Genomic DNA, 12,741 nt, shown 5'->3' on the forward strand with positions numbered 1-12,741 from the left:
AGAAAATCAACGGGGGTCCGTCATGTCCGAATACAAGCAGCTCAGCCGTTCGGTGAAGGGCCTCACCGTTCTCGTCACCGGCGCCGCCAGCGGCATGGGCCGCGCCACCGCGCGGGTGTTTGCCGATGAAGGCGCCAATGTCGCGGTCACCGACCTGACCGAAGAAGGCACGCAGGCGGTGACGAAGGAGATTTCGGCAAGCGGCGGCTCGGCGAAGGCCTGGACGCTCGACGTCGGCGATCGCGACGCCATCACCAAAGTCGTCAACGACGTCGCCGCGCATTTCGGCGGGCTCGACATCATCGTCAACAATGCCGGCATCTCGGTGCGAGTGCCGATCGACGATCCCGCGTACGAAGACGCTTGGGCCAAGGGCATCGCGGTGATGCTGACGGCGCATCCGCGCATCATCCGCGCGGCACTGCCATACCTGCGCAAGTCGCGCTCGCCGCGCATCGTCAACATCGCCTCGACCGAGGCGCTCGGCGCGACCGCGCTGCACAGCCCCTACTCCGCGGCCAAGGGCGGCGTCACCAGCCTGACCCGCTCGCTCGCGGTGGAACTGGGACGCGAGGGCATCACCGTGAACTGCATCTGCCCGGGCCCGATCCGCACCGCCATCACCGACCGCATCTCCGAGGAGCACAAGACGCTCTACGCCAAGCGCCGCACCGCGCTCGCCCGTTACGGCGATCCGGAAGAGGTCGCGCACATGACGCTGAGCCTGTGCCTGCCCGCCGCATCGTTCCTGACCGGCGCCGTGATTCCGGTCGACGGCGGGTTGATGGCGCGGAATGCCTGACCCGCGCACGGCCCGCGAGCGTTGACAGCGCGCGCGCGTCGAGTAGCCTTCCCGTCAAATGAAGCGGGAAAACCGCCCGCGATAGACGGGGAGATACGCCAATGACGGTCCTGATCCGGCAGCTTCACAAGCATTTCGTCGGCGAGGTTTCCGGCGTCGATCTGCGCAAGCCGCTGACGAAGCAGGAAGCGATCGACATTGAGGCCGGCATGGACAAATACGCCGTGCTTGTGTTCCACGGCCAGGACATCTCCGACGAGCAGCAGATGGCATTCGCGCTGAATTTCGGCGAGCGCGAAGATGCGCGCGGCGGCACGGTGACGAAGAAGCAGGACTACCGCCTCGCCTCCGGGCTGAACGACGTCAGCAATCTCGGCAAGGACGGCAAGCCGCTGCCGAAGGACCACCGCACCCATCTGTTCAACCTCGGCAACTGCCTGTGGCATTCCGACAGCTCGTTCCGGCCGATCCCGGCGAAATTCTCGCTGCTGTCGGCGCGCGTGGTGAACCCGAAGGGCGGCAACACCGAATTCGCCGACATGCGCGCCGCCTATGACGCGCTCGACGCCGAGACCAAGGCCGAGATCGAGGACATGATCTGCGAGCACTCGCTGATGTATTCGCGCGGCTCGCTCGGCTTCCTCGACTACACCGACGAGGAGAAGCAGATGTTCAAGCCGGTGCTGCAGCGCCTGGTGCGGACGCATCCGGTGCACGGCCGCAAGTCGCTGTATCTGTCCTCTCACGCCGGCGCCATCAGGGGCATGAGCATGCCGGAGGCGCGGCTGCTGCTGCGCGATCTGACCGAGCACGCGACGCAGCCCGAATTCGTCTATGTGCACAAATGGACGGTGCATGACCTCGTGATGTGGGACAACCGCCAGACCGTGCACCGCGTCCGCCGCTACGACCAGTCGCAGCCCCGCGACATGCGCCGCGCCACGGTCGCGGGCACCCAGCCGACGGTCGCGCAGGAGGCGGCGGAGTAGGCAGAACTACTGGTGTCGTCCCGGCGAAAGCCGGGACGACACTGAGAATGCGTTGGGATCGTCGACGACCTCAGCGACAGCCTACGCGTGGCCCGCGTCGTTCGACAGCATGCCGGCCTCGATGCCGATCTTGCGCAAGGCGCGCGCGTATTTCTCGTCGACGTCGGTACCGAAGATCAGCTCCGGATCGGCGTCGCAATGCAGCCAGCCATTGTGCTGGATCTCGTTCTCGAGCTGGCCCGGCGCCCAGCCGGCATAGCCGAGCGCGAGGATCGCATGCTTCGGCCCGGCGCCCTTGGCGATCGCTTTCAGGATATCGACGGTCGCGGTGAGCGAGATGCCGTCGTCGATGTTCAGCGTCGCATCCTGAATGTAGAAGTCGCTGGAATGCAGCACGAAGCCGCGGCCGGTATCGACCGGGCCGCCCTTCATCACCTTCATCATCTCGGCATTCTCGGGCAGCTGGATCTGGTCCGACTTCTCGATGATGTCGAGCTGCACCAGTAGCCCGGGGAAATCGATGCTGCCGGCGGGACGGTTGACGATGATGCCCATCGCGCCCTCGGAGGAATGCGCGCACATGTAGATCACGGAGCGTTCGAAGCGGGGGTCGTTCATGACAGGCATCGCGATCAGCATCTGGCCGTCGAGATAGCCACCTTCGGCGGCATGGACACCGACGGCCGGGCTTCTGCCGGCGGCGGTTTTGCGAGTCTTGCCTGTTTTGCCTTCAGGGCGCATCCGCAAAGGCCTTTCCTGCTGATTTGGCATCCTGATATCGGGTGGCGGTTCTGTCAATCAACCATCGACCGCCGTGCGGCGATGCATCACAAGCAATTCAATGGTTTGCACCGAAAGTTGCGGGTAAAGACGTCTCATGATCGTCATAGTTCCCTTGCGTGCCGCATTTGGCGTTGCCGCCCTGTTTTCCTTCGCATGTATGGCAACGGAGGTCCGCGCCGACGACGCCTCGCCGTGGCAACAGGACACGCATTCGGCGGTGCGGCTGCTCGCCGGATCGCGCAGCGGCGCGGTGCTGCTTGGCGGCATTGCGTTCCAATTGCAGGACGGCTGGAAGACCTATTGGCGGACGCCCGGCGATTCCGGCGTGCCGCCGCGGTTCGATTTCTCCAGGTCGGATAACGTCGAGGCGGTCACCGTGATGTGGCCGGCGCCGCGGCAATTCGACGACGGCGCCGGCGGCACCTCGCTCGGCTACAAGCACCAGGTGGTGCTGCCGCTGCGCATCGTGGCGAAGAATCCCGACAAGCCGCTGGTGCTGCGCGCCGACATCAACTACGCGGTGTGCGAGAAGCTGTGCGTACCGGTGGAGGCGAAGGCCGAGCTGGCGTTCGCGAGCGTCGCCTCGACCGAGGACGCCGCGCTTTCGGAAGCGCTCAACGCGGTGCCGAAGCCCGCCAATATCGGCGACCCGATCCCGTTCTCGATCCGCGACGTCAAGCGCGACGGCAAGAACAACGTGCTGGTCGATGTCAGCGCGCCCGAGAGCCGCGACCTCAGCCTGTTCGTCGAGGGGCCGACGCCCGACTGGGCGCTGCCGGTGCCCAAGCTCGTTGCGCAGGCGCCGCCGGGCGTGAAGCGTTTCTCTTTCGAGCTCGACGGCCTGCCGCCCGGCGCCAAGGCCGACGGCGCCGCGCTGAAGCTGACGCTGGTCGGCGGCGACAAAAGCTACGAATTCAATATCAATTTGAATTGAGCCGTAGGGTCATTCCGGGGTGAAGCAGCGCATCGAACCCGGAATCTCGAGCTCCCGGTTTCAGTGCTTCGCACTGCCCCGGGACGCCCCCGAAGAGGTGCGCCACCGAACCCAATCTTAACGTTTCGTTGATAGATCGGAGGCCATTGCCGCCACGCGGCGCTTTAGGAATTTTCCGCCTTGGCTGTGATGGAGACACAATCGGCAACCTCCGCGCCATTGGGCCGGGCCGCACGCCTGCGCGGCCTCGCAGCGCGCGCGCTCGGCGGCACCAACGAGGCGTCGGTCACCAAGCGCCTCGCCGGCATGATCTTCGCCATCCGCGTCATCAGCGCCGGCATCGCCTATCTCGCGCAGATCCTGCTGGCGCGCTGGATGAGCGGCTCGGATTACGGCATCTATGTCTATGTCTGGACCTGGGTGCTGCTGCTCGGCAGCACCATGGATTTCGGCATCGCGCCCTCCGCGCAGAAGATCATTCCGGAATACCGCGCGCGCGGCGACCTTGCGGCGCTGCGCGGCTTCCTCTCCGGCGGCCGCTGGGTGGTGCTGGCGACGTCCAGCACGGTCGCGCTGCTGCTCGCCGGCGTGATCCACCTCGCCTCGCCCTGGATCGATCCCAACGCGGTGGTGCCGCTCTATATCGGCTGCCTGACGTTGCCGCCCTTCGTCGTCGCCAACACCCAGGACGGCATCTCCCGCGCGCATGACTGGATGCAGCTCGGCCTGATGCCGCAGTTCATCGTTCGGCAGGGGCTGATCATCGCGCTGACCGCCGGCGCGCTGGCGCTCGGCCTCAATCTCGGCGCCACCGCGGCGATGATCGCGAGCGCCGCCGCGGTATACATCGCGGCGATCGGCCAGATGGTCGTGCTCAACCGCCGCCTCACCGCCCATCTCGGGGTGGGCGAGAAGAGCTACGACGTCAAGGGCTGGTTCGCGATCTCGCTGCCGATCATGCTGGTCGAGAGCTTCTATCTGCTGCTCGGCTACACCGACGTGCTGATGCTGCAGCAGTTCCGCTCGTCCGAGGAGGTCGGCATCTATTTCGCCGTGGTGAAGACGCTGGCGCTGGTGTCGTTCGTGCACTACGCGATGGCGGCGACCACGGCGCACCGCTTCGCCGAATACAACGCGCTCGGCGACAAGGAGCGGCTGTCGGCCTATGTCGCGCACGCCATCAGCTGGACGTTCTGGCCCTCGCTGCTCGCGACCGTCGCCCTGCTGGTGTTCGGCAAGCCGCTGCTGTGGCTGTTCGGCCCGAAATTCGTCGACGGCTACAGCATCATGTTCGTCGCCGCGATCGGCCTCGTGGTCCGCTCGGCGATCGGGCCGGTGGAGCGGCTGTTGAACATGCTCGGCCACCAGAGCATCTGCGCGACCGCCTATGCGGTGTCGTTCCTGATGAATGTCGGGCTCTGCATCGCCCTCGTCCCCCGCTACGGCGGGATGGGCGCCGCCGCCTCGACCTCGCTGTCGCTGACCTTCGAGACGATCCTCTTGTTCTATGTCGTGCGCTCGCGCCTCGGGCTGCACGTGCTGGCGTTCGGCAAGCGGCGGACGGCGCCGTAGCATTCGGCCGGCGCGGCATCATGCGATGCATGAGCGCCGCCGGACTGGAAAACCCGCCTAACGGCGTTCAGCCTTGCGCCGGTCAGGCGCGCCTGATGTCCGCCTGCTTCCAAGAGTGGCCGGCAACCATGCGTCGGAAGAACCACAGAACGGCTGGGCAAGCCAGCAGCACGGCGGCGCCGAAGTCGAGCGCCGCGCTCGCGGAGCCGACCGCGGTGGAGAGCTTTCCTCCGATCGCAGGTCCAGCCAGCATGCCGGCGTAAAAGACGGTGTAGAATATTCCCATTCCGATCGGCCGCGTCCTCTGCTCGAGCACGCGCGCAGGCAGGCTCATGATCGGACCGGCAGGCAGGCCGCAGAGGATTCCAAGAGCAATGACGACGGGAAGCACCGTGCCGCTGCGCGACAAGAGCAGTGTCAGGAGCGCGAAGGCGATGCAGCCCGTGATCAGGATGACATCGCCGCGCCTGGTCCGATCGGCGAGGAAGCCGCCCAACGGCACCGAAAGGGCGGCGAGCCAGAGCACGATACTGATGGTTGATCCGGCTGCGGCGCCGGACCAGCCTTGCTCGACCAGCATCGATGGACCGAAACTGAAGATCATCGCAAAACCGATGTTGTAGAGACACCAGATCAGCCCAGCGGCAATCACGGCGCAGATCGTGTCGGCGGTCAGGCTGCCGTGCTTGCCTTCAACCGCGACGGCCGCATCCGGCGCGCGATAAACCAGAGCGATGAGGCCGAGACCGATCAGGATCACCCCGGCGACGGCAAGATTGACGGCATGGAGTCCGAGCGTGGCTCCGATTGCCGGCAACAGCATGAGAGCGACTGCGATGCCGGCCGGCCACGAGTTGATGAAAATGGCCATCGCGGTGGCGATTTCCCGGCCGGCAAACCAGTCCGCGACCATCTTGGTCATCAGAACGTTCAGGAGCACGCCGCCGATGCCGGCAGTCAGTCGGCCCGCGATCTGCACGCTCCACGACGTCGACGTGGTCATCAGCAGTTCGCCTGCCAGCATCATCAGGAGACCGGCAAGGACCACCACCTTGTCGCCATAGCGGCGGCCGATCGCGCCGCCAGGCAAGGCAAGCAAGGCGCCCGGCGCAAAGTAGAGCCCGATCAGAACGCCGATATCGGCCAGGCTCGCGCCCAGACCCTGGCTGAGCTGTGGCGCGATGGCCGCGACGCTCTGAAACTGAAAGGCGATGGTGGCACGAGCGACGAACAGAGCAGCAAGAATGGTCCAGCGGCTTCGCATTTGGATTTTCTCCGATGCCCAGAACTATGTCGTCGGCTTGATGTTCTGGTTCAGGCGGAAGAAATTCGTCGGATCGTATTTGTTCTTGAGCGCGACAAGACGTGCGTAATTTTCACCATAGGCATCGCGCACGCGGTCTTCGCCCTCATCCCCCAGGTTGTTGGCATAGACGCCGCCGGTCGAATAGGGCCTGACGGCACTCCACAGCTCGCGCGCCCAACGCATGTTCGCCTCGTCACCGGCCGGATCGTCCCAGATCGCGACCGGAAAGCAGTCGAACGCCGCATCGCGGTTTGCGTAAGGCGAGCTCGATACCGGAACCCGTGCAATTGCGCCGCCGACATGCTGGAGAACCAGCAAGGACGAGGTGTTGGGGGCTCTCGCATAGGCGTTGAGCAGCGCGTCGATCGCGCCGGCACCGATCTCGCGCAGGAATTGCGCCTTCCAGTAATAGCGACGTCCCCGCGGAAACAGGGCATCGCCGCCTGACTGAATCTCGAGATAGGGAACGGTTGCGAGGCGCGTCTCGACGGGCGAGCCGAACTTGACGATCGGCGAAAGGGCGCGCTCACCGTCATGATGCGAGCCGACATAACAACCGGAGATGTTGAAGAACCGCTCGCCCGACGGCAGCGTCACAAGGGCCGCATCGACGTTGACCTCATCGGCAGCGTTGCGGGCGAATTCATCGTAGAACTGCATGGCCTCGCGCGCCTGATCGTAAGGATAAAGCGTTGACGCGACGGGCAACGACGTGCCGATCGCATGCAACTGGTATTCGAACGCAGTCACGATGCCGAAATTGCCGCCGCCTCCTCTCAAGCCCCAGAGCAGGTCGGGGTGTTCGGTCGCGCTGGCCCTTAAAACCCGTCCCTCGGCTGTCACCACTTCGGCGGCAATCAGGTTGTCGCAGGTCAACCCGTATTTTCGCCCGAGCTTGCCGAAGCCGCCGCCAAGCGTGAGCCCGGCGATGCCGGTGTCGCTATTGACCCCCATGGTGGTCGCCAGGCCGTGCGCCTGCGTGGCACGATCGAATTCGCCGAGATCGAGGCCGGCTTCCGCGCGCGCGGTGCGCCGGACCGGATCGACATCGATGCGCTTCATCCGGGACAGGTCGATGACCATGCCGCCGTCACAGACCGAGAGGCCAGCGACATTGTGGCCTCCGCTGCGAACGGCCACCGGGAACGTGCGGGACTTCGCGAATGTCACAGCCTCGACCACATCCCGGGTATCCGCGCAGTAGGCGATCATGGCCGGCCGCCTGTCGACGGCGCCGTTCCAGACCTTGCGCGCCTCGTCGTAACCGGCGCTCCCGTCGAGGACCACTTGGCCCTTGAGCCGTAGCTGGGAGCTGGGCCGAAGCTCGGAATGCGGCTCGCCCATCACCTCGTTATTTGCCTGCCGCTGCTCCATCCGATTTGCTCCTCGTCAGGAATGCCCATGCCATCATCCCACGGCGTGCCAAATCGTCCTGAATCCGATCGGAAAAAGTTGCAAAATTTCGCCAAAAGCGATGGCTCCAGGCGATGGCGACGCTTGCAGCCCCAAAACAAAAGCCGGCCCTGATCCAATCAGGGCCGGCTTGTTCTGAGGCCGCCAAATCCCGCCGGAAAAATTACTCCGCGGTCCAGCCGCCGTCGATCGAGTAGTTGGAGCCGGTGATCTGCGCGGCATCGTCGCTGCACAGGAACAGCGCAAGCGCCGCAACCTGATCGGAGGTCACGAACTCCTTGGTCGGCTGCGCGGCGAGCAGCACGTCCTTGATGACCTGCTCCTTGGTCATGTTGCGCGCCTTCATGGTCTCCGGGATCTGGTGCTCGACCAGCGGGGTCCAGACATAGCCCGGGCTGATGCAGTTGCAGGTGATCTTGTGCTGCGCGAGCTCCAGCGCCACCGTCTTGGTGAGGCCGGCGATGCCGTGCTTGGCCGAGACATAGGCCGACTTGAACGGCGAAGCGACCAGCGAGTGCGCCGAGGCGGTGTTGATGATGCGGCCCCAGCCGCGCTTCTTCATGCCGGGCACCGCGGCGCGGATGCCGTAGAACGCGGACGACAGATTGATCGCGATGATCGCTTCCCACTTCTCCGGCGGGAATTCCTCGATCGGCGCAACGAACTGGATGCCGGCATTGTTGACGAGGATATCGACCGAACCGAAGGTCTTCTCGCCGAGCGCAATCATGTCGGCGATCTCGGCCGGCTTGGTCATGTCGGCCGGCGAATGCACGGCCTTGACCTTGAAGTCGGTCTCGATGCCGGAACGCTCCTTCTCGATATCGGCCGGAACGCCCATGCCGTTGAGAACGATATTGGCGCCGGCGCCGGCGAAGGCGCGCGCGATCGCCAATCCGATGCCGCTGGTCGAGCCGGTCACAACGGCGGTCTTGCCTGTCAACGTACCCATTATCGGTCGCTCCTATTTGCTTGCGGGGGGTGTGGGTTCATTCCCCGTGAGGTCGTAAGTCACCATGGTCTCCCCGGACTGCGGCCGTTCTAGCCATTCTTTGTGACGCATCGACAAATGCACGTCGCGGACGCCCGCGCCCCAGTGCTCGACCATCGCAACATGGGAGAAGTCGTAGTCCTTCGAGGAGCTCTCGTAGTTCTTGCTCTTGTAGATCAGATGAACCACCGTGACGGTGTTCTCCTTGGACGCCTTGCGCAGCAGCTCGACCGAGGGATCGTTCTTCAGGTAATCGGGCAGCTTGCCGATCAGGTCGCGTACCGCCATGCGGGCGTTGTGGATCTGCCGGTTCTTGTCGGTGTTCATCCGCGTCCGGCTGGAATAGCGGATGTCCTTCTCGCGCTCGGCGGCCTCCAGCAGCGTCTCCGGCAACGGCCCGCGCGCGCTGAACAGATCGACCTGGAAGATCAGGAGATCGCGGCTGGTCTCCTCGTCGAGCACGAAGTCGAGCGGGGTGTTGGAAGCGATGCCGCCGTCCCAATAATGCTCGCCCTCGATGACGACGGACGGAAAGCCCGGCGGCAGCGCGCCCGAGGCCATGATGTGCTCGGGGCCTATCTTCTTGCCGAGCTTCCTGAACTCGTAATTGTCGAAATAGCGGAAATTGCCCGAGGTGACGCTCACCGCGCCGACCGACAGGCGCGTCTTCAGATCGTTGATGCGGTCGAAATCAACGAGGCGCTCCAACGTCTTCTTCAAGGGCCCGGTGTCGTAATAGCTCAGCGATTGCGAGCTGCCGGGCGGCCACAGCGGCGCCGGCGGAATCCGCGGCGTGAAGAAGCCGGGCACGCCGAAGGTCGCGATGATGGCGGCACTGGTCTCGTTGAACAGCGAGCGGGCGCGCTCATGGTTGGAGACCGGATTCCACGGCACCGGCGCCGACACCATCTCCCAGAATTCCTTCAGCCGCGGCACGCGCTCGGCCGGCTCGTTGCCGGCGATGATCGCGGCGTTGATGGCGCCGATCGAGATGCCGGCGATCCATTCCGGCTCGAAGCCTGCGTGACAGAGGGCCTGAAAGGCGCCGGCCTGATAGGAGCCGAGCGCGCCGCCGCCTTGAAGAACCAGCACGCGCTGCGCTTGCGCCGGCGTCGAGGCAGGCGCGGTGTCGGAAGTATCCATTCGTAACCGTTCGCTCAAAAACGACTTGAGCCGCAACCGTGGCGACAGTTCGCCGCGGCGTCAATCAGCGAGATTATGGGGTTAGATCACGCGGAATTTATCGAGATCAGGTTGCCGCCAAAATGAGCGTCCAGAACACCTTGTACTTGGTGTTGGGAGCATAGACCGCCGCGATGCCCATTTTTGTGACACCGCTCTTCAGCATATTGGCCTTGTGCGGCGGTGAATCACGCCAGCCCGAAAAGGCTTCCGCCAGCGTGTGATAGCCGGCCGAGATGTTCTCGACCGCGACGGTGGCGGGATAGCCTCCGGCCTGCAGCCGCTTGCCGAGCGGGGCCTTTACGTCATGGTCCATCTTGTTGCGGGCGGCCATCGCCTGCGACTGCTGCTCGGCGAGCTTGGTCAGGTCCGGATCGACCACCACGGTGCCAAGACCATTGTTCTGGCGATACTGCGAAAACATGATCGCGGCCGCCTGGCTATCCAGGACAGCGCCGGGTTGGGCCATGTTGAGATACATGGTCGGTTCTTCCGGGATTTTGGTGTCCGTGCCGCAGCCGGCAAGCAGCAGAAGCCCGAACAGGGCGACCGTCGTCCGTTTCACTGTAAGAAAACCCCCAAAGATTGGCCCGCCGTTGTTGCATACCAACCGTGGCTGAATGGTGAACAGGGGCTAACTTTTGGCTGCGAAATGCCGTCATTCCGGGGCGCGAAGCGAGCCCGGAATCTCGAGATTCCGGGCTCGGTCCTACGGACCGCCCCGGAATGACGGTGGATGTGGTCAGGAACCGTCGCCCGGATGCCTACTCCTGGGCGGCAAAGATCCGATAGCGGCGGGGCTGCAGCGAGACGATTTCGCCGGCCTGGAGCTCGCGGTCGCGGGGGGCGTCGATCTCGATCACGGTCTTGCCCTCGCTCCCCGACAGGGCCACCTCGGCGCGCTGGATCGGACCGAACGAGCGGACATGCCGGATGGCGCCTTCCAGGGCGCCGGTTCCAGCCGGGCCGACCGCCATGTCGTGGCGACGGACGAACAGCTTGGCCGCGCCCGATGCCGCGCCGAGCGCCGGAATGTTCAGGGGACGACCATCCAGCCGCACCGCATCGCCGGCGACGTCGACCGGCAGCACGATGGATTCGCCGATGAAGCCGTGCACGAAGGCGGTCGCCGGATTGTCATAGACCTCGCCGGGCGAGCCGATCTGCTCGATCTTGCCCTTGTCCATCACCACGACGCGGTTGGCGACTTCGAGCGCTTCTTCCTGGTCATGGGTGACGAAGATCGAGGTGACGTGGATCTCGTTGTGCAGCGAGCGCAGCCATTGCCTGAGCTCCTTGCGCACCTTGGCATCGAGCGCGCCGAACGGCTCGTCGAGCAGGAGGATCCGCGGCTCGATCGCGAGCGCGCGCGCCAGCGCGATGCGCTGGCGCTGGCCGCCGGACAATTGGCTGGGATAGCGATTGGCCAGCCAATCGAGCTGCACCAGGTCGAGCAACTCCTTGACGCGGGCACGGATCGTCGCCTCGTCCTTGCGGATCGCGCGCGGCTGCACGCGCAGGCCGAAGGCGACGTTCTCGAACACCGTCATGTGGCGGAACAGCGCGTAGTGCTGGAACACGAAGCCGACCTGGCGCTCGCTGGCGCCGCGCGAGAGCGCATTCTCGCCGTCGATCGCGACCTCGCCCGAGTCGGGCCAGTCCAGGCCCGCGATGATGCGCAGCAGCGTCGTCTTGCCGGAACCGGACGGACCGAGCAGCGCCAGCAACTCGCCGTCGGCGACCTTGAGGTCGACATTATCGAGCGCGGCAAAGCTGCCGAACGTCTTTACGATATTCTTGACTTCAATCGCCATCGGGCACCTCTGCCTCGTCGAGCCGCCGTTCGAGAACGGTTTTCGCCACCAGGGTGATCAGCGCCAGCATCGCGAGCAGCGATGCGATCGCGAACGAGGCGACGAACTGGTACTCGTTGTAAAGAATTTCGACCAGCAGCGGCATCGTGTTGGTCTCGCCGCGGATGTGGCCGGAGACGACCGACACCGCGCCGAACTCGCCCATCGCGCGCGCGTTGCAGAGCAGGACGCCGTACAGCAGGCCCCATTTGATGTTGGGCAGCGTGACGCGGAAGAAGGTCTGCAGGCCGGAGGCGCCGAGCGAGATCGCCGCCTCCTCTTCCTGGGTGCCCTGCTCCTGCATCAGCGGGATCAGCGCGCGCGCCACGAAGGGGAAAGTGACGAAGATCGTCGCCAGCGCGATGCCGGGCACCGCGAACAGGATGTGGACGTTATGCGCCTGCAGCCACGGCCCGAAATAGCCCTGCGCGCCGAACAGCAGCACGTAGACCAGGCCCGAAATCACCGGCGACACCGAGAACGGCAGGTCGATCAGCGTGATCAGGAAGGTCTTGCCGGTGAATTCGAACTTCGAGATCGCCCAGGCCGCGATCACCCCGAACACGAGATTGAGCGTGACCGAGATCGCGGCGATCAAGAGCGTCAGCTTGATGGCGGCGAGCGCCTCGGGTTCCGCCAGCGCCGCGAGATACGCGCCGATCCCCTTCGAGAACGCCGACGCGAACACCACGACCAGCGGCAGCACGACGAAGATGCTGAGGAAGGCGATCGCGAGCGCGATGATGATGAAGCGGATCGGGCCGGGTTCAGTGCGCAAATTGCGCTGCGCCGTCCCCGGCTCCGCGCGACCGATCTCGAGCCGCGGCGCCGGCGCCGCGACGCTGACATCGGTCGCGGGTGCGTAGGTCCGCAGTTGCGTGGTCGAGGTCACCAATCCCGTCTGCATCGACATCGC

12 protein-coding genes are annotated in these 12,741 nt (G+C 64.9%); 4 read left to right on the plus strand and 8 right to left on the minus strand.

Features of this window, described 5'->3' with window-relative positions; translation table 11 throughout:
- Window positions 1-22: 22 nt before the first annotated feature.
- Both Q2M23_RS14360 and Q2M23_RS14365 read left to right on the plus strand, forming a co-directional pair.
- Complete coding sequence (locus Q2M23_RS14360; protein ID WP_076825229.1) at window positions 23-802, plus strand: SDR family NAD(P)-dependent oxidoreductase; 780 nt, start codon at window positions 23-25, stop codon at window positions 800-802.
- 101 nt (window positions 803-903) lie between these two features.
- On the plus strand, window positions 904-1,791 hold the full coding sequence (locus Q2M23_RS14365; RefSeq protein WP_057016160.1) for a TauD/TfdA dioxygenase family protein: 888 nt from the start codon (window positions 904-906) through the stop codon (window positions 1,789-1,791).
- Between the two features lie 81 nt (window positions 1,792-1,872).
- Here Q2M23_RS14365 and Q2M23_RS14370 read toward each other — a convergent pair whose 3' ends face one another.
- The gene (locus Q2M23_RS14370) at window positions 1,873-2,532 is read right to left on the minus strand and encodes a YqgE/AlgH family protein (protein ID WP_057016159.1); all 660 of its coding nucleotides are present in this window, start codon (window positions 2,530-2,532) and stop codon (window positions 1,873-1,875) included.
- Window positions 2,533-2,668: 136 nt separating this feature from the next.
- Between Q2M23_RS14370 and Q2M23_RS14375 the strand changes: the two genes are divergently transcribed.
- Together Q2M23_RS14375 and Q2M23_RS14380 are read left to right on the plus strand one after the other, a co-directional pair.
- Window positions 2,669-3,508: a protein-disulfide reductase DsbD domain-containing protein gene (locus tag Q2M23_RS14375; protein WP_057016158.1), complete on the plus strand. Its 840-nt coding sequence runs from the start codon at window positions 2,669-2,671 to the stop codon at window positions 3,506-3,508.
- 189 nt (window positions 3,509-3,697) lie between these two features.
- The gene (locus Q2M23_RS14380) at window positions 3,698-5,080 is read left to right on the plus strand and encodes an oligosaccharide flippase family protein (RefSeq protein WP_156436122.1); all 1,383 of its coding nucleotides are present in this window, start codon (window positions 3,698-3,700) and stop codon (window positions 5,078-5,080) included.
- A gap of 82 nt (window positions 5,081-5,162) precedes the next feature.
- On the opposite strand, the gene Q2M23_RS14385 is transcribed toward Q2M23_RS14380, so the two are convergent.
- From Q2M23_RS14385 to cysW, 7 genes are all read right to left on the minus strand, one after another.
- The gene (locus Q2M23_RS14385) at window positions 5,163-6,344 is read right to left on the minus strand and encodes a CynX/NimT family MFS transporter (protein ID WP_316395941.1); all 1,182 of its coding nucleotides are present in this window, start codon (window positions 6,342-6,344) and stop codon (window positions 5,163-5,165) included.
- A gap of 24 nt (window positions 6,345-6,368) precedes the next feature.
- Window positions 6,369-7,760: an FAD-binding oxidoreductase gene (locus tag Q2M23_RS14390; RefSeq protein WP_316395942.1), complete on the minus strand. Its 1,392-nt coding sequence runs from the start codon at window positions 7,758-7,760 to the stop codon at window positions 6,369-6,371.
- A 202-nt stretch (window positions 7,761-7,962) separates the two neighbouring features.
- Window positions 7,963-8,751, minus strand: coding sequence for a 3-hydroxybutyrate dehydrogenase (locus Q2M23_RS14395; protein WP_137476689.1), 789 nt, complete (start codon window positions 8,749-8,751; stop codon window positions 7,963-7,965).
- 12 nt (window positions 8,752-8,763) lie between these two features.
- Window positions 8,764-9,933: a DUF3734 domain-containing protein gene (locus Q2M23_RS14400; RefSeq protein ID WP_316395943.1), complete on the minus strand. Its 1,170-nt coding sequence runs from the start codon at window positions 9,931-9,933 to the stop codon at window positions 8,764-8,766.
- 106 nt (window positions 9,934-10,039) lie between these two features.
- A complete protein-coding gene (locus Q2M23_RS14405) occupies window positions 10,040-10,537 on the minus strand; it encodes a CAP domain-containing protein (RefSeq protein WP_028334729.1) in 498 nt (165 codons plus the stop codon).
- Window positions 10,538-10,736: 199 nt separating this feature from the next.
- Window positions 10,737-11,786 carry a sulfate/molybdate ABC transporter ATP-binding protein gene (locus tag Q2M23_RS14410; RefSeq protein ID WP_028342240.1) on the minus strand — a complete coding sequence of 350 codons (1,050 nt, stop codon included), beginning with the start codon at window positions 11,784-11,786 and terminating at the stop codon, window positions 10,737-10,739.
- Entirely contained in the window at window positions 11,776-12,738 is a 963-nt protein-coding gene (gene cysW / locus Q2M23_RS14415; RefSeq protein ID WP_229191033.1) for a sulfate ABC transporter permease subunit CysW, read from the minus strand. Before cysW ends, Q2M23_RS14410 begins: the two co-directional genes overlap by 11 nt.
- Window positions 12,739-12,741 lie beyond the last annotated feature (3 nt).

Source organism: Bradyrhizobium sp. 33ap4 (assembly GCF_032654765.1).
In the GTDB taxonomy this organism is placed as follows: Bacteria; Pseudomonadota; Alphaproteobacteria; order Rhizobiales; family Xanthobacteraceae; genus Bradyrhizobium; species Bradyrhizobium australafricanum.

Coding starts and splice junctions, on each gene's coding strand:
- Q2M23_RS14360 (WP_076825229.1), top strand. CDS start 23: ATGTCCGAATACAAGCAGCTCAGCCGTTCGGTGAAGGGCCTCACCGTT.
- Q2M23_RS14365 (WP_057016160.1), top strand. CDS start 904: ATGACGGTCCTGATCCGGCAGCTTCACAAGCATTTCGTCGGCGAGGTT.
- Q2M23_RS14370 (WP_057016159.1), bottom strand. CDS start 2,532: ATGCGCCCTGAAGGCAAAACAGGCAAGACTCGCAAAACCGCCGCCGGC.
- Q2M23_RS14375 (WP_057016158.1), top strand. CDS start 2,669: ATGATCGTCATAGTTCCCTTGCGTGCCGCATTTGGCGTTGCCGCCCTG.
- Q2M23_RS14380 (WP_156436122.1), top strand. CDS start 3,698: ATGGAGACACAATCGGCAACCTCCGCGCCATTGGGCCGGGCCGCACGC.
- Q2M23_RS14385 (WP_316395941.1), bottom strand. CDS start 6,344: ATGCGAAGCCGCTGGACCATTCTTGCTGCTCTGTTCGTCGCTCGTGCC.
- Q2M23_RS14390 (WP_316395942.1), bottom strand. CDS start 7,760: ATGGAGCAGCGGCAGGCAAATAACGAGGTGATGGGCGAGCCGCATTCC.
- Q2M23_RS14395 (WP_137476689.1), bottom strand. CDS start 8,751: ATGGGTACGTTGACAGGCAAGACCGCCGTTGTGACCGGCTCGACCAGC.
- Q2M23_RS14400 (WP_316395943.1), bottom strand. CDS start 9,933: ATGGATACTTCCGACACCGCGCCTGCCTCGACGCCGGCGCAAGCGCAG.
- Q2M23_RS14410 (WP_028342240.1), bottom strand. CDS start 11,786: ATGGCGATTGAAGTCAAGAATATCGTAAAGACGTTCGGCAGCTTTGCC.
- cysW (WP_229191033.1), bottom strand. CDS start 12,738: ATGTCGATGCAGACGGGATTGGTGACCTCGACCACGCAACTGCGGACC.